At 37.2% G+C, this 16,489-nt stretch carries 13 protein-coding genes and 1 other RNA gene; 7 read left to right on the top strand and 7 right to left on the bottom strand.

All coding sequences use genetic code 11. The features are described 5' to 3' along the window. Positions 1 to 61 precede the first annotated feature (61 nt). Positions 62 to 1,879 (bottom strand): excinuclease ABC subunit UvrC, encoded by a 1,818-nt coding sequence (uvrC, locus tag AA637_RS14020; RefSeq protein WP_446683263.1) that lies wholly within the window; start codon positions 1,877 to 1,879, stop codon positions 62 to 64. 64 nt (positions 1,880 to 1,943) lie between these two features. On the opposite strand from uvrC, the gene AA637_RS14015 reads away from it, so the two are divergent. The 5 genes from AA637_RS14015 (at position 1,944) to AA637_RS13995 (ending at position 4,066) form a co-directional block, all read left to right on the top strand. Further along, positions 1,944 to 2,168, top strand: a complete 225-nt coding sequence (locus tag AA637_RS14015) for a hypothetical protein (RefSeq protein ID WP_446683262.1) — start codon at positions 1,944 to 1,946, stop codon at positions 2,166 to 2,168. 4 nt (positions 2,169 to 2,172) lie between these two features. After that, positions 2,173 to 2,427, top strand: coding sequence for a type II toxin-antitoxin system HicB family antitoxin (locus AA637_RS14010; protein ID WP_446683261.1), 255 nt, complete (start codon positions 2,173 to 2,175; stop codon positions 2,425 to 2,427). A 230-nt stretch (positions 2,428 to 2,657) separates the two neighbouring features. After that, positions 2,658 to 3,197: a bifunctional adenosylcobinamide kinase/adenosylcobinamide-phosphate guanylyltransferase gene (cobU, locus tag AA637_RS14005; protein WP_446683260.1), complete on the top strand. Its 540-nt coding sequence runs from the start codon at positions 2,658 to 2,660 to the stop codon at positions 3,195 to 3,197. An 83-nt stretch (positions 3,198 to 3,280) separates the two neighbouring features. After that, positions 3,281 to 3,463, top strand: a non-coding RNA gene (ssrS, locus tag AA637_RS14000) — 6S RNA. A gap of 237 nt (positions 3,464 to 3,700) precedes the next feature. Continuing rightward, positions 3,701 to 4,066, top strand: a complete 366-nt coding sequence (locus AA637_RS13995) for a DUF1823 family protein (RefSeq protein ID WP_446683259.1) — start codon at positions 3,701 to 3,703, stop codon at positions 4,064 to 4,066. Between the two features lie 55 nt (positions 4,067 to 4,121). Here the strand turns inward: AA637_RS13995 and aspS are convergent, their stop codons facing one another. The 5 genes from aspS to AA637_RS13970 form a co-directional block, all read right to left on the bottom strand. Then, complete coding sequence (gene aspS, locus AA637_RS13990) at positions 4,122 to 5,918, bottom strand: aspartate--tRNA ligase (protein WP_446683258.1); 1,797 nt, start codon at positions 5,916 to 5,918, stop codon at positions 4,122 to 4,124. A 259-nt stretch (positions 5,919 to 6,177) separates the two neighbouring features. Continuing rightward, complete coding sequence (locus tag AA637_RS13985; protein WP_446684610.1) at positions 6,178 to 6,573, bottom strand: pre-16S rRNA-processing nuclease YqgF; 396 nt, start codon at positions 6,571 to 6,573, stop codon at positions 6,178 to 6,180. Positions 6,574 to 6,661: 88 nt separating this feature from the next. After that, the gene (locus AA637_RS13980; RefSeq protein ID WP_069789789.1) at positions 6,662 to 6,886 is read right to left on the bottom strand and encodes an indolepyruvate ferredoxin oxidoreductase subunit alpha; all 225 of its coding nucleotides are present in this window, start codon (positions 6,884 to 6,886) and stop codon (positions 6,662 to 6,664) included. A gap of 272 nt (positions 6,887 to 7,158) precedes the next feature. After that, positions 7,159 to 7,680, bottom strand: coding sequence for an adenine phosphoribosyltransferase (locus tag AA637_RS13975; protein ID WP_446684609.1), 522 nt, complete (start codon positions 7,678 to 7,680; stop codon positions 7,159 to 7,161). A gap of 171 nt (positions 7,681 to 7,851) precedes the next feature. Continuing rightward, positions 7,852 to 9,363 (bottom strand): phosphomannomutase/phosphoglucomutase, encoded by a 1,512-nt coding sequence (locus AA637_RS13970; RefSeq protein ID WP_446683257.1) that lies wholly within the window; start codon positions 9,361 to 9,363, stop codon positions 7,852 to 7,854. Between the two features lie 100 nt (positions 9,364 to 9,463). On the opposite strand from AA637_RS13970, the gene AA637_RS13965 reads away from it, so the two are divergent. Beyond that, on the top strand, positions 9,464 to 10,252 hold the full coding sequence (locus tag AA637_RS13965) for an E3 ubiquitin ligase family protein (RefSeq protein ID WP_446683256.1): 789 nt from the start codon (positions 9,464 to 9,466) through the stop codon (positions 10,250 to 10,252). Between the two features lie 297 nt (positions 10,253 to 10,549). Here AA637_RS13965 and AA637_RS13960 read toward each other — a convergent pair whose 3' ends face one another. Then, entirely contained in the window at positions 10,550 to 13,009 is a 2,460-nt protein-coding gene (locus AA637_RS13960; protein ID WP_446683255.1) for an ATP-binding cassette domain-containing protein, read from the bottom strand. Between the two features lie 275 nt (positions 13,010 to 13,284). Here AA637_RS13960 and ppc point away from each other — a divergent pair, with 275 nt between their 5' ends. Further along, entirely contained in the window at positions 13,285 to 16,356 is a 3,072-nt protein-coding gene (gene ppc, locus AA637_RS13955) for a phosphoenolpyruvate carboxylase (RefSeq protein WP_446684608.1), read from the top strand. Positions 16,357 to 16,489 lie beyond the last annotated feature (133 nt).

Raw genomic sequence — 16,489 nt, 5'->3', positions numbered from 1 at the left:
CTAATTTATTTTGTTCTGTTTATCCTATTCCATCACTATTTACGACTCATTACCCATCCCCCTAGCTAGGATGAAAGTAATCATAAATATTTTGAGCTAAACTAGCCCCGATACCATCCACCCCTTGAATCTGTTTTACACTGGCTTCTCTGATGTAATCCACCGAGTGAAAATGGGCGAGAAGACGTTTTTGGCGTTCAAATCCTAAACCTGAGATTTGGTCAAGTTGCGATCGCCTAGAGGCCTTTAATCGTTGTTGTCGGTGGAAAGTGACAGCGAAACGGTGGGCTTCATCCCTTAACCTTCTTAATAATTGTACCCCTGCTTGTTCCGCATCCGTGGGCAAAGGCTGGGATTGTCGGGGTAAAAATATTTCTTCCCTTTTTTTTGCTAAACTAATTACCTTCACCTTTTCCATCAGTTTCAACTCCTCCAATACCTCACACACCGCCGAGAGTTGCCCTTTTCCTCCATCTATCATAACTAAGTCAGGATGGGGGTCGTTACCCGAAAAACGTCGTCTAATCACCTCCTGCAACGATAAAAAATCATCGGAATGTCCGATGGTGATGGTGGGGTTTTTAATTTTGTAATGACGATAATATTGTTTGGCAGGTTGCCCATCGATGAATACCACCCTAGATGCCACTGCATTAGAGCCTTGGAGATGGGATATATCATACCCTTCGATGTGTTTGGGAAAGTGGTGTAGATGCAAAATATGGCTTAAATCCTCCATAGCTTCCAGATTAGCTAGGGCTGATTTTTGAGTTTTTTCTAGTTCAATGTAAGCATTTTTTTCCACCATATTGATCAATTCGGCTTTTATTTGCCTTTGGGGATTGGTAATGGTGATTTTTTTCCCTGTCTTTTCCCCTAACCATTCCATCAACATTTCTCCATCCTTTAGGGGATGTTGTACCAAAATTTCGTTAGGAATCTCTAAGGGTTCAATTTGTTGATAATGTTGCTCTAATACCCTTTGTAATATCTCCCCTGCTTCGGTTTCCATGCCGTTGTCGGTATAAAAGCCTAATCTACCTACCAAACGCCCCGCCCTAATCTGGAATAATTGAATACAGGTATGTTGTTCATCTTGGGCAAGGGCGATCGCATCTTGGGATATGGTATCATCGGGTAAAGCTACCTTTTGAGTGGCAAATAATTGCTCCAAACTGTTGATTTGATCTCGATATTTAGCTGCTTTTTCAAAATCAAGATTTTCTGCCGCCCTTTCCATCTGTTGTTTTAATTGACTAACTAGTTCGTTTGTTCTACCTTGAAAAATAAGGGCAATTTTTTCGATAATTTGGTGATAATCTTGGGGAGAAATAAGGTTTTGACATACTCCAGGGCATTTTCCCAAATCATAGTTTAAACAGGGTCTATCTTTATGTAATGGCTTGGGGCGTTGTCGTAGGGGAAAGTTACCTTTAATTAAATCGAGGGTGTGGCGTAATCCCCTTGTATCAGTATAGGGCCCATAGTAGCGATCGCTCTTATTTTTTATCCTTCTTTTACGGGTGATAAAAATACGAGGATATTTTTCTGACCATGTGATACACACATAAGGATACTTCTTATCATCCTTGAGCAACACATTAAAATGGGGTTGGTGTTGCTTAATTAAATTCGCCTCAAGCGCCAATGCCTCGGCTTCTGTGTCGGTGACGATAAAATCAATATCCCGTATCTGAGACACCATTAAGGCAATACGGTTACTATGGCGTTGGGAAGGGGCAAAATAGGATGATACCCTTTTGCGTAAATTTTTTGCCTTACCTATATATAATATCTCCCCAGTGCGATCGTGCATAAAATAAACCCCCGCATCCGAGGGCAAATCCTTTAATTTTGGCAAGAGACAATGTGCAACCATGTTAAGAATTGATGATGGATAAAATTTAAAACAATCTCTTTACATATTTTAACAAAGACAAATAATGAGTAAAGCAGACAAAATTCTGGCAAAAATGAAAATCAATCCTCGTGATTGGCGTATTGAAAATGTCAAAATTGTTGCACAAAACTATGGTGTAGAATGGAGACAGAAAGGAACTTCTCATGTGGTTTTTATCAGGAATGATGGTAAAACATTACCCATCCCTGCACATCGTCCAATCAAACCCATTTATATTAAGAAATTTATTGATTTTTTAGATAGTTAGTATTATGAATAATTTGTTTTCATACCCCTTTAAAATTAGACTTTTAAGCAAGGAAGAAGGTGGTGGGTATTTAATCTCTTTTCCTGATTTTAATGAATGTATCTCTGATGGAGAAACCCCTGAAGAAGCCATAAAAAATGGTTTTGATGCTTTACAAGAAACCATTGATGCTTTATATAATAAAGGTTTTTCCATTCCTGAGCCTTTCAGTGGAAGTAAAAGTAAAAATAAGATTGCTTCAGAAATATCAGAAAATTGATACCAACGTTTACAGAACTTATGCAGGCATCCTCAAAAACCTTTAGTTTTTGTTAAACGTCGATCGCTAAAACAATCAAAATTCGTCAAAATACGTAAGTCCTGGTTTAGAAAAATTAGCACGAAAAAATAGTATGAGTATAAATAGTTTGATTAATTCACTATTAGAAGAAAGTTTAAATAAAAAAGAAGGCGAGACTATATTAATTCAAGATAAATTTTTATAGTAATATGACAAAAATTACTTTAGTAACAGGGGCAGCCAGTAGCGGAAAAAGTGAATGGGCAGAATCTATCGCCAAAAAACAAGCCCAACAAGTTGTTTATATCGCCACCGCTCAAAAAATAGAATCTGATACTGAATGGATGACAAAAATTCAAATTCATCAGCAAAGAAGACCTAAATCATGGCAATGTTTAGAAGTACCTTTTGATTTACCAAAAGCTCTTGATAAATGTCATAGTAATCAATTAATTTTAATAGATTCTCTGGGAACTTGGGTAGCAAATTTTATCGAAAAAAATGACATTATTTGGGAACAACAAGTAGAGCAATTATTAGACAGTTTAATTAATAGTAATAATAAGATTATTTTAGTAGCAGAAGAAACGGGATGGGGAATAATTCCAGCCTATGAATTGGGTCGTTTATTTCGTAATCGTCTTGGTAGTTTAACCCGTCAAATAGGACACCGTGCTGATGAAGTTTTTTTAGTAGTAGCAGGTTATGCCGTGGATATTAGTAAAATTGGGGTGAGTCTCAATGGTTAAATATAATAAAATATTTTTCACTAACCCCATGAATAATTGATTGAGGTTGAGATTCTGAAGATAATTGATTATCATGGTGAGAGAATTAGCTATCGTGTTGGTGACTGCTTATCAAGTTTTTTGATCTATAACTTGAAAAATTTGGATACTGATTGAGTTCTCGTTGCAGTAAACCGAGCATGTACTCGGAAACGAATACAGAAACATCGGCATCCCCCTGGTAATCCAGGTCATAAACTGAAGTAAAACGGCACGATGGTTAATTTTTTTACTCTCCAAAATTTACCCACTATTATTTCTACTTCTTTACAAAAAATATATATCATCGCATCATTTAATTATATATACGAATGAATAGCTTAAGAATATCGGTAAAGGAATAAATAAATTTCAGAATATGAAAAGTATATTTGTACTGTCTGTTAAAGGCGATCGCCCTTACTCCATAGCTGTATAATTAATTTGCAGAATACTAAACCTGTGGGTAAAAAAAGTAATTATTTATGTTGCCACCATTAACAAAAGAAACCATCTGGGATATTTTAAACAAAAAAATAGACGATCGCACCTGTAACCAATTAATATGGCATTATCTAGGTTATAAATATGACGAAGAAACCGACACATGGGATAACTCAGAAGTAGAAGAATCTTGGCGCACCGAATACCCTCAACCCCCAGACTTTATCGCCCATCGCCCCCCCAATGTAAAATTAACTCGCTCTATTCCCAAAGAAAATAAACAACTCCTCAAAGAAGACTTAGGATTTCAAGGTTACAAAATAGGGGAATTTAGCCCCCTCGAAACCCGTCGCGCCACCATGGCGAATTGGTTATTAAATTACATGAAAACTAATGATTTAGGGTAAAAAATTAGCCCCTCGCCTTTTGGGAGAGGGGTTGGGGGTGAGGGAAAATTAATTTTTATTCTCCTTTTGAAGATTTAGGCTTATAGGTAGAAGCAACGTGTAACTCTTTAAGTTGCTTATTATCAACCATGGAAGGTGCTTCGGTTAACAAACAACTAGCCTGTTGAGTTTTGGGGAAGGCGATGACATCCCGAATAGAATCCTCTTTTGCCAATAACATTACCAGACGATCTAAACCGTAGGCAATACCACCATGGGGAGGAGTACCATATTCAAAGGCTTCGAGGAGAAAACCGAATTTTTCTTGGGCTTCTTCCATCGATAAACCAATGGTTTTAAATACCTTCTCCTGTACCTCTCGCTGATAAATCCTCAGACTACCCCCGCCGATTTCAATACCATTTAACACTAAGTCATAAGCCAAAGCCCTAGCGGTGGCTAAGTCGTCCAAATCTTCGGGATTAGGGGCAGTAAAGGGATGGTGAAGGGCTTCATAACGATTTTCGTCAGCATTCCATTCCACCATGGGAAATTCGGTAATCCAGACGAGATTCATTTTATCCTCATCAATTAAGCCCAATTGTTCCCCTATTACTAAGCGTAAACGATCTAAGGATTTATTTACTGTGGGAATATCCCCTGCCCCAAAGAGGAGAAGATGCCCCGGTTTTGCCCCTGTGCGAGTCAACAATTCTTGTTTTTGTTCGTCACTGAGGTTATCTTTGATGGCGCCAATGGTGTCGATTTCGCCGTTATCTCTGACTCTAATGTAAGCGATACCTTTTGCCCCTGCAATGGTGGCTTCGGTGAATAAGTCTCCACCCGGTTTAATTCTGACGTTAGAAATTTTGTCGTTACCTTCGGGGATGGGTAATACTTTGACGATACCGCCGTTTTTGATAGCGCCAGAAAAGACTTTGAATCCTGAATCTTTCATGATGTCGGATACATCCACTAATTCTAAACCAAAGCGGGTATCAGGGCGATCGCACCCATACTTATCCATGGACTGTGCGTAGGTTAGACGGGGGAAGGGACGGGGTAAATCAATATTTTTGACAGTTTTGAAGATATGACAAATTAAAGCCTCGTTAAGCTCAATTATCTCATTTTCGGTCATAAAACTCATTTCCATGTCAAGCTGAGTAAATTCGGGTTGTCTATCGGCTCTTAAATCCTCGTCACGGAAACAACGGGCGATTTGATAGTAACGGTCAAATCCTGACACCATCAACAACTGCTTAAATAATTGGGGAGACTGGGGAAGAGCATACCATTGTCCTTCGTTTACCCTAGAAGGTACGAGATAATCCCTTGCTCCTTCGGGGGTAGATTTGGTTAATACGGGGGTTTCAATTTCCATAAAGTTTTCTTGATCTTCTAGGAAACGGCGCATGGCTTTAACCACCTGATGACGGAGGGTTAAGTTGTTGGTCATGCGGTGTCTTCTCAAGTCTAGGTAACGGTATTTGAGCCTTAAATCTTCCCTCAAATTTTCCTCATCGGTGGATACTTGGAAGGGTAGTTGTTTCCCCACGGCGTTTAAAATCTCGATTTCACTGGCATAGATTTCGATTTCCCCTGTGGGTAGTTTGGGGTTAAGGGATTCGGGGGGGCGTTCGCTCACTTTTCCCGTAATTTTTACCACATATTCGTTACGCAAAGTATCGGCGTTTTGGTATGATTGAGGGGTACGCTGGGGATCGCTGACTATTTGCACAACTCCAGTGCGATCGCGCAGGTCGATAAAAATTACTCCACCATGATCTCGACGACGATCAACCCAACCACAAACAGTGATAGTCTTGTCAAGATGTTCTCGGCGCACTTCGCCACAATAATTAGTTCTCATAATTTGTTTTTTTATATCAATTTCAATATGGAAATTATTTTTAGGATGTTAATTTTATAAGAATTAGGTAGTCCTAAATTTTTTGTAGAAATTTCAAGGTATATCCCCCCCTTATTAAGGGGGGTTAGGGGGGATCATATTCTTATAATTTAAATAAAATTACTATATTTAGTTAATTCATTCTCTATGCTCAATTACCCTGACAAACCTACCATCATACTAAAATTTCGCCGTTAATGATAGGAAAAATTGGATTTTATTATATTTTCGTCTGCCAATATCTTTCAATCAATATCACCGCTACAATATCATCAATAGGCTCAGGAGGTACTCTCAAACTAAGGGGAATTAACTTTCCTAACCCTTGGGGTGGATTAAATACCCAATATCTTTCCCTCGCTTCTACCGAACTATTTTTTTCGTCCACTAAGTTAATTGATAAGTTTATATTATCTGCTAATTCTGTTTTCCATTGTTTTGATGTAGTTTGATTACCCATTACCAGTAGTGAAGGGCTATATTTTACGATCAAATCTTGGATAAGGGCGATCGCCCTTGAAGAGTTTACCACATATCTAAATAAGATTTCCTTATCTGTATTCATCACCGCCAAACCACACTTATCCCTGCCTGGATCAAAACCAATAATCATCATAAAATCGAATAATAAGCTAGGAGTGAGCAAAACCTTCAGAGATGCTTCCCCCTTATTAAGGGGGTTAGGGGGATCAATTTTCCCTCAACTACGACATTTTCTGCAACTCAGGACGCTCTTCTGGTAATATAGCACCCTCTACAGGGCAAACTTGTACGCAGATTCCACAATCAATACAGGTATCAAAATCAATCCAATACCAATCTGTGCCTTTGACATTTTTACTCTCTCCCTCGTGGATACAGGCAACAGGACAAGCCGACACGCAATCAGCTACTCCTTCGCAAACGTCTGTCACAATGGTATGGGGCATTTTTGTTTCCTCAATTTTCCTTATTATTTCTTAACAATTATATCATTTAAGGGAATAGGCAACGGGCAACAGGCAATGGTGATAATATTTTTGAATACTAACTGATGTTACGCAAAAAAAGATAATTAATAGTTTTATTTTCACTTCTTCAATAACCTAATAAAAACTTTTCGTATTTTTAACCTGTCACCTGCAACCTGTCATCCAAAACCTGTACGGAAGTAGCATAGTACCTCCCCTACCATACTGACAAATCTTGGACTGAGGTTAAATTAATCATATTCCACCAAAGTAACCATAGGTACATCAGGCAATAAACTACGGCCATTCAAATCCTTCAACTCCACAATAAAACCAAAACTCACCACCTCACAACCAATGCGAGTTAATAAATCTGCCGTCGCCTTAGCCGTGCCTCCCGTGGCAATGACATCATCCACAACCATAACCTTAGCGCCTTGTTGCACCGCATCTTGATGGATTTCTAGGGTATCAGTGCCATACTCTAAGTTGTACTCGATGGAATGCACCTGAGCAGGTAACTTACCTTTTTTGCGCACAGGAATAAAACCTACTCCCAATTGATAAGCAAGGGCAGGGGCGAAAATAAACCCCCTAGATTCGATGCCCACAATATAATCTGGTTTATCATCAAGGTTACGACATTGATTCGTTAATTCATCAATCACATGGGTTAACCCTTGAGAATCCCTGAGAAGGGTAGTAATATCACGAAACATAATACCTGGTTTGGGAAAATCGGGTATGTCTCTAATAAGTGCCTTTAAATCCATTGATGTGTAAACCATAAATAATTTTTAACAAACAAAATTTTACCCTAAATCAATCACCTATTAGTAAAGTAATTTTGATTAAGATAAACAAACTCTACAAAATATATCTCCTTCGTGTCTAATAATCAATAAAGAATTGCTATTTACAACTTTATTTAGTTTTGAAAAAATCTATTTTTCTAAAGCTGAAAATGATTCCAAAAAAGTAAATAATCGAATAGTAATCTTTTCTAATCCTCCTTTAACATTAGACTCAATATTAATAGGAATTACGGGATCATGGAGCGATAAACGTAATAAAAACCACCCTTTTTCCTGTTCAGATAAACAACTAATTCTAACTCCTTCATAATTATTAGGAACAATTTGCCAATCATCCTGTTTATTCGCAAAGTCTTTTAGTTTTTCAATTACATCATTACCATACTCTTTAAAATTATCTTCTTTTATGATAAGCCTAATTTCTTCACTTTCTAAGGGTTCTTCTAAATTATTGATTAAGTTAGTTAACTGTTTATTTTCTAACTTCAATTTTGCTAAATCTATCAACAATTTAGCAATCAAATAAGCTCCATCATCCAAAAAATAATTTTCCTTTAAGGCAGCATGACCAGAAGTTTCTATGGCTAACCATGATTCTATACCCTCATTATTAAGTCTTACTGCTTCATTGATGACATTTTTATAACCCCGTTTAAAACGATGATGTTTACCTCCTAAATCTTGCTCAATAAATTTAGTCAAACCCTCAGAAGTAATAGAGTCAGTAACGATAGTTGATTGGGGATGCTCTTGTAAAATGATGGCAGAAGTAAGGGCAATTAAACGATTACGATTTAACTCTTTTCCTGTACTATCAACGGCGGCACTTCTATCCACATCAGTATCAAAAATAATTCCAAAATCTGCTTTATTTTTTACCACAGCTTCACAAATAGATGCCATTGCTTCTGGATTTTCTGGGTTAGGAATATGATTAGGGAATGTGCCATCAGGTTCTAAAAATTGACTTCCTGTAATGTCTGCCCCAAGGGGTTTTAATACTTTGTCGGCAAAAAATCCTCCTGCACCATTTCCTGCATCAACAATTATTTTTAAGTCTTTGAGGGGTTGTTCAAAATGTTCTGGATGATTAACGGATTCTCTTATTTTACTGACAAATAAGTTAGCATATTTAGCCATAAAGTTTTTACTAATTATGTCTCCTTTTTCTAGGGAATAATTAAAGCTATTTTCTTGGGCTATTTCTAAAATATCTGTAATATTTTGTTTTTCTAAGCCCCCTTGCTTTGTAAAAAATTTTAAGCCATTACGGTTGAAGGGAAGATGACTGGCGGTAAGCATTATGGCACCATCACAGTTAAAATCAGCTTCGATGGTACTCATAAACATGGCGGGGGTGGAAGCCATATCAAAATTATATACCGTTGTCCCTAATTCACTGATGGCATGGCAAATACTTTGAGATAAAGTTTCTCCTGATAAACGACTATCTCTACCGATGGAAATGATTAATTCAGCAGGAGATTTATTAAGGTTTTGGCTTAGCCATTTAGTAAAACTTTTACCGAGAATTTGTACTATTTCGGGGGTTAAATTAACGTTTTCTCCTTCGACTCCTTCTAGGGCAACTCCTCTAATATCTGAGCCATTTTGTAGTTTTTTCCAGTTTTCTTTTAACATTGTAATTTTTTATTACGAAGGATATTTTTTTTAGTGTAGCGGTTAGTTTTTAAAATACAATTAGAATGATTTATTTTTAAGGTTATTTTTAGATTTTTCTATGGGTATCTTTGGTTTTATTTTAGTTGCGATCGCACTTATCTTATTTTTTGTCAAACAGGCACAGGCGAAAAACCATGGCAGTTTATTGTCTGCGAGGTTAACGGATATTGAAGAATTACAAACCACCTGTCAAGCTATTACCCAAGAGATTGGGGGTGGAAATTGGCGCGACTATGTGAAATTATGGGGAAAAATTTCCGTTGATGAGCCTTTGATTTCGGAAATGAAACAAGAACCTTGTGTTTATTATCGTATGCTAGTACAAAGGGAATATGAGGAAAAAGTGCGATCGCAAGATAGCGAAGGAAAAACCATAGAAAAAACCGTCCGCAAATCGGAAACCATCACCCAAAATCAGGGCTCTACTCCATTTATATTAGAAGATAAGACGGGTACAATCACCATTAATTCCCAAGGTGCAAAATTTGACACTATTAAAATTTTAGATGAATTTCGACCCGAACAACCAGCGGGGGGAATGCTTCAGTTTGGTAATTTTTCTTTTTTGATGAGGAGTGATAGTTATAATACCCACACTTTAGGTTACCGTTATCAAGAGTTTATTTTACCTATCAATCGAGAAGTATTAGTTTTAGGTAATGCTAGTGATGAAACAGGGGAATTAAGAATAACAAAACCTAGTAACAATGAACCTTTTTTAGTTTCTTTAAAGACAGAAGAAGAACTTAATTCAGATTATTTAAAAAATCAAAATGCTCTTAAATATAGCATGATAGGCTGTTTATTTTTGGGAATTATCTTAATAATAATTGACTTTATTTCATAAATTTAAAAACCCAATTGATAAGAGTTTAAAAATAGATAACAATGATATAGCAATTATCATGGTTACGGGGTACAAAATGATCCCCCTAAATCCCCCGCAAATTCGGGGGACTTGAAAATCATAAATGTATCTCATAATTATAAAAAACGCCATATCATACCAAATCCTTATTAGATAATATACCTATTTGTCAATTTGAAATGGAGAGGATTTGCTTATTAATCTATAATTATAAACGGTTCCCCGTTCCCTGTTCCCCGCCATAATTATTCATTATCAACTATCAATTATCAATTATCAATTATATATATCCTTCCTTTTTTGCAAAATAAAAGTAATCGTAAAATAAATAAAAGTATGCAAAATTAAAACTGACCAATTAGTAGCCAAATTATTCCAAGTGGACTCATAAACCAATGATTCTGGAATCCCCTGGGCGATCGCACTGCCATCTGGTAATATAATAGGCTCAGGTATCATACTATTAACATCAACTAATGTACCATAAGCACCCACAGACCAACGACTGATAGTCAACCATGATAGATATTTCCCTGCATCTTCCATAGTAAATAATACTCCTGAGAAGATAATTTGAGGGATTAATAATAAGGGTAATAAACTGTTAGCTTGGGTAATATTTTTTACTGTGGCAGATACCATTAAGGCAAAATTTATACTAGCGAAAATAGTTAAAAAACTGGTAATAAATACTCCTATTGACCAATAAATTAACTCAGAATTTGGACTTTCAAAGCGTAATAAAACAGTTACGACAATTAACAAACTTTGTAAAAAAGTAACTAATTTTAATACTGATAGCTTAGAAAATAAATAAGCAAAAATATCAAGATTTACTAACCTTTCTCGAAAATAAATATCAGCCTCTTTTACTATTTCTTGAAGAGAACCTGATAAACCCACCCAAATATTAGCACAGGTAAACACAAATAAGACACTGAGGGCAGTAGATGCTAGTTTTGGATTATCTTTTGTACCCAATACCAAAGGTTCTATTTGAATGGCAAAACTAATTAAACTAATACCAATGGGGGCAGTTAGAAGAGAAATTGAAAGGTTAACTTTATCTCTAAAAATAATTTTGGCATATCTTTGAGTAAGGGTAATTGTCTGTTTTATTAAAGATGGTTTTGCTTTTTCGGGAGTAGATGAAGAAACAGATTTATTATTACCAACAGATGCACTGGTAAAGCCATGACCAGTATTTTGAAAAGAAGGAGAGTTTGTATTTTTTAGAGATAAATGATTGCTAACATTCTCTTGATAATGGGATGATTTTTTAAATTCTTGGGCTTTATTAATTACCGCATCAATGCTTTCTAAATTAATATAAATATCAGCAAAATTACCACTAGAAATATTAAAAAATTCCATGGCGGATTTAGGTTCGCCATAATAACAAAGATGCCCCCCTCTGCCCAAAAATACGAGGCGATCGCACATATTTATATTCGTAGTAGCATGAGTGACAAGAATAATGGTGCGTCCTTCATCGGCTAACTTGCGCAACAACTCCATTATTTTTTTATCCAATCCTGGATCAAGCCCTGAAGTTGGTTCATCAAGGAAAAATAACTTAGGATCTGCTAATAATTCTACCCCAATACTAACCCTTTTTAACTGACCGCCACTAAGATTTTTTACTAAAATATTCTTATAATCAACTAACTCTATTTGAGTCAAAGTTTTACTAACTATTTCCCGAACATTAATATCAGGAGGTAAACGTAATTTGGCTGCATATTCGAGGGCTTCTACCACCGTTAAATCTTTGTGAATAATATCCTGTTGCGGAACATAACCAATTTGATTACGATAAATATTAAAATTTTGTCGTAAGTCTTCCCCATTAATATATACAGCCCCATTGGTTGTGGGTTCAATACCCAAAAGAGTACGCATCAAAGTAGATTTTCCCGCACCACTTCCCCCCACCAAAGCGACAAATTGACCCGGTTCAATGGGTAAAGATATATCATTAATAATAGTGCGATCTTTTCCTTCCTGATCTTTAACTACTCGTATTAAATTAAAAGCATCTAAACGAATATTATCTCCTTGATCGGCAACAACTAATCGATTTCCTTGTAATACCAAACGATAAGGGCCAATATTAATTAAGGAATCATGATCTAGAATACAAGAACCATTAACTTTATGTTCATTTACAAATACCCCATTAGCACTATAATCCGTTAAAACATACTGCCCTTGACTATTTTTACTGATAACAGCGTGTTTACGAGATACCGTAGGGGCATTTAAGGGCAAGTCAGCATTTTCATCCCTGCCAAGGATAATCGGTTTTTCAAGTAGGGATATGGATTGGGTTTTGGGGGGGCTAAAACCACTATGCACCATGGAGGAATGATACTCTATGATTACCCAGTCTCGTGGATTTTGACCGATTTGGATGCGATCGCCATTATGTAATACATGACCCTCTGGGGGAATTAGTCTATTATTAATAAAAAGCCCATTAGAGCTACGCTTTTGCCGACTACCATCCAAAAGACGATAACCATTATCATCCTCACGGATAAAAGTACCCTGACAACGGCTGACAATATTCCACTCATTAGGTACTACCAAATCAACCATAGCAGGATCACGACCCAAACGATGTTCAGAGGCAGACAATTCTATGGCAGACAGGGTAATTCCCTGATTATTTAGAGTAATATAAGGGTTAAGATTACGGTCAAGAACGGTATTAGGGCTAAAAGACTCACTCATGATTCTGAGAAAAGAGGTTATAAATCAAATAATAACAACGAAAATTCTCAAGAAAACCAGAAACTTTAATTAACTTTAAAGTTCGCTAAATTATTGATAAATTGAAAGATAGGTATAGCAATTTACAGCAAAATATTTCTAACAATGACCATAGATGGTGGAAAATAAGTAAAAATGTATCTGAAAAAACTTTATTTAAGGACTAATCACCGCTAAGATTGTAAAGTTGTCATGACAACTGGCCCATGAATCAACATCTAAGAGAAGCAAATATTATGACTTTTATCAAAACTAACCACAAAGAAGAAGAAGAACTAAGCATCTATTCTAATTCAGAACTGTTATTGCGTCACCGACTCAAGCTAGTGGAAAATTTGTGGGAGTTAGTTTTGACAAATGAGTGTGGACAACATTTAGTCGATTTATTAGATCAGTTAAAATCTGCTTGTTCCCCTGAAGGACAAACTTCAGAAACCCCCAAACAATCTGTCAGTAAATGGATTGAGCAGTTAGAATTAGATGACGCCATCAAGTCTGTACGGGCTTTAGCTCTCTATTTTCAATTAATTAACATTGTAGAGCAACATTACGAACAGCGAAACCAAAAAATTATCCGTAGTACCACCACCGAAGACCAAGTAAATGGGAATAAAATAGACAGTGTCATTGATAAATTAATTGAGGGCGAAACCCAAAAGGTACTTGTTGATTCTGAAGGCAAAGATTATAGTTATTTTGCACAAAAGCCAAACCCCGCCAGTGGTGGTACTTTTCATTGGTTATTTCCCCATCTACAACAGTTGAATATGCCCCCTCAAAAAATTCAAGATTTGTTGGATGAGTTAGATATTCGTTTGGTATTTACTGCCCACCCCACAGAAATTGTGCGTCATACCATCCGCAAAAAGCAAAGACGCATTTCCCAAATTTTAGAGCGTTTGGATGGGGCGGAGGAATCCTGTCGTGCCATGGGTTTAACTAATTCCTATGAAGCAGAGCATTTTCGCTCTCGTTTGATGGATGAGATTCAATTATGGTGGCGCACCGATGAGTTACACCAGTTTAAGCCCACGGTTTTGGATGAGGTTGATTATGCCCTTCATTACTTCCAAGAGGTGTTATTTGATAGTTTGCCCCACCTTTCTAAGCGTTTACAACAGGCTTTACATAGCACTTTCCCTAAACTAAAAGCCCCTAGTCATAAGTTTTGTTATTTTGGCTCTTGGGTAGGGGGCGATCGCGATGGAAATCCATTTGTAACCCCAGAAGTTACATGGTCAACGGCCTGTTATCAGCGTAATTTAGTCATTGATAAATATTTAGAGTCCATAGTCAAGTTAAACGATGTTCTCAGTTTATCCCTCCATTGGTCTAATGTATTACCAGAATTATTAGACTCCCTAGAAACAGATCGCATCAAAATGCCTGATGTGTATGATAAATTATATGTCCGTTATCGCCAAGAACCCTATAGACTAAAACTCGCCTTTATCGAGAAAAAATTACAAAATACCAAAGCAAGAAACGAGGCTTTATCCAACCCCGAAACCCGTAAATCTATTAAACTAGCCACAAGGGATGATAACCTCTACCCCAATGCCAGTGATTTCTTAGAGGACTTAAAACTTATCAAGCTCAACCTTGAGCAAACAGGGCTAAACTGTCAAGAATTAGACCATATCATTTTCCAAGTAGAAATCTATGGTTTTCACCTCGCCGAGTTGGATTTTCGTCAAGATTCCTCCCGCCATTCCGATGCCCTCAACGAAATTGCTCAATATTTAGGAATGTTGGATAAGCCCTACAATGAATTGAGCGAAGAAGAAAAAACCCAATGGCTAATCGGCGAATTAAAAACCCGTCGCCCCCTCGTACCCAATCCCATTCCTTTCTCGGAAACTACCACCGAAACCATTGAAACCTTCAAGATTTTACGGTCATTACAAGTAGAATTTGGTTTGGAAATTTGTAACACCTACATCATCAGCATGACAAACTATGTCAGTGATGTATTAGAAGTTCTCTTGTTGGCAAAGGAAGCAGGATTGTATGACCCTGTTATTGGGGCTAGTACCATTCGTATAGTGCCTTTATTTGAGACGGTGGAAGACTTAAAGAGGTCCTACTCGGTAATGAAAGAACTCTTTGATTTACCCCTTTATCGTGCCTGTTTGGCGGGGGGATACGAGGAGGTTTCCACTGAAAATCAGTCTAATTTGGTGCTGCCTAAGTTAACTCCCCATAATTTACAGGAAATCATGCTTGGTTATTCTGACAGTAACAAGGATTCTGGATTTATGAGTAGCAACTGGGAAATCCATAAAGCCCAAAAAGTTTTGGCAAAATTGGGTAATACCTATGGGGTAAAAATCAAGATTTTCCACGGTAGAGGAGGCTCGGTGGGTAGGGGGGGAGGCCCTGCCTATGCGGCAATTTTGGCTCAACCGACTTCTACCATTAACGGGCGCATCAAAATTACTGAGCAAGGGGAGGTACTGGCTTCTAAGTATTCTTTACCTGAGTTGGCTTTATACAATCTCGAAACCATTAGCACCGCAGTAATTCAGGCTAGTTTATTGGGCAGTGGATTCGATGATATTGAACCCTGGAACGATATTATGGAAGAAATTGCGATCGCCTCCAGGAAAGCCTATAGAGATTTGATTTATGAGCAACCTGACTTCATCGATTTCTTCCTTTCTGTCACCCCTATCGAGGAAATCAGTAAACTACAAATTAGCTCTCGCCCCGCCCGTCGTAAAACAGGCAAAAAAGACATTAGCTCTTTACGTGCTATTCCTTGGGTGTTTAGTTGGACACAAAGCCGTTTCTTGCTTCCTGCCTGGTATGGTGTAGGTACTGCATTACAAGAGTTTTTAGCCAAAGAGCCTGAAGAGAATCTGAAACTATTACGTTATTTTTATCTAAAATGGCCTTTCTTCAAAATGGTGATTTCCAAAGTAGAAATGACCCTTTCAAAGGTTGATTTACAAATGGCTAGTCACTATGTAGAAGAGTTGGCAAAGGATGAGGATAAAGAGCGATTCCATAAGCTATTCTCCCAAATTGCTAAGGAATATTACCTTAGCCGTGAAATGGTCTTGAAAATTAACCAACAAGAGCGATTATTAGATAATGATCCCGAATTACAACGTTCGGTACAGTTGCGTAACGGTTCTATTGTACCTTTAGGGTTTTTACAAGTTTCATTGTTGAAACGTCTGCGACAATATGCAAGTCAAGATAAGGCTGGGTTGATTCACTTTCGTTACAGCAAGGATGAATTGTTGAGGGGTGCTTTACTCACTATTAATGGCATTGCCGCGGGAATGCGCAACACAGGTTGATTATTTATCTCTCCTCTTTTCGGAGGGGAGAGCTTTCTTCTATTTAAGTTTTATTTGCTTTATCCCCATTGGGCCGTTTGATCATTACTTTAATTCTTGGCACTTACTTCTACGAAAGCACTTTTTTATCACC

It is taken from the genome of Cyanobacterium sp. HL-69 (assembly GCA_002813895.1).
In the GTDB taxonomy this organism is placed as follows: Bacteria; Cyanobacteriota; Cyanobacteriia; order Cyanobacteriales; family Cyanobacteriaceae; genus Cyanobacterium.
This window is presented reverse-complemented; position numbering and strand designations above follow the sequence as displayed.

Excerpts from the sequence above, each read along its gene's own strand:
- uvrC (WP_446683263.1), bottom strand. The coding sequence starts at position 1,879 with ATGGTTGCACATTGTCTCTTGCCAAAATTAAAGGATTTGCCCTCGGAT.
- AA637_RS14015 (WP_446683262.1), top strand. The coding sequence starts at position 1,944 with ATGAGTAAAGCAGACAAAATTCTGGCAAAAATGAAAATCAATCCTCGT.
- AA637_RS14010 (WP_446683261.1), top strand. The coding sequence starts at position 2,173 with ATGAATAATTTGTTTTCATACCCCTTTAAAATTAGACTTTTAAGCAAG.
- cobU (WP_446683260.1), top strand. The coding sequence starts at position 2,658 with ATGACAAAAATTACTTTAGTAACAGGGGCAGCCAGTAGCGGAAAAAGT.
- AA637_RS13995 (WP_446683259.1), top strand. The coding sequence starts at position 3,701 with ATGTTGCCACCATTAACAAAAGAAACCATCTGGGATATTTTAAACAAA.
- aspS (WP_446683258.1), bottom strand. The coding sequence starts at position 5,918 with ATGAGAACTAATTATTGTGGCGAAGTGCGCCGAGAACATCTTGACAAG.
- AA637_RS13985 (WP_446684610.1), bottom strand. The coding sequence starts at position 6,573 with ATGATGATTATTGGTTTTGATCCAGGCAGGGATAAGTGTGGTTTGGCG.
- AA637_RS13980 (WP_069789789.1), bottom strand. The coding sequence starts at position 6,886 with ATGCCCCATACCATTGTGACAGACGTTTGCGAAGGAGTAGCTGATTGC.
- AA637_RS13975 (WP_446684609.1), bottom strand. The coding sequence starts at position 7,680 with ATGGATTTAAAGGCACTTATTAGAGACATACCCGATTTTCCCAAACCA.
- AA637_RS13970 (WP_446683257.1), bottom strand. The coding sequence starts at position 9,363 with ATGTTAAAAGAAAACTGGAAAAAACTACAAAATGGCTCAGATATTAGA.
- AA637_RS13965 (WP_446683256.1), top strand. The coding sequence starts at position 9,464 with ATGGGTATCTTTGGTTTTATTTTAGTTGCGATCGCACTTATCTTATTT.
- AA637_RS13960 (WP_446683255.1), bottom strand. The coding sequence starts at position 13,009 with ATGAGTGAGTCTTTTAGCCCTAATACCGTTCTTGACCGTAATCTTAAC.
- ppc (WP_446684608.1), top strand. The coding sequence starts at position 13,285 with ATGACTTTTATCAAAACTAACCACAAAGAAGAAGAAGAACTAAGCATC.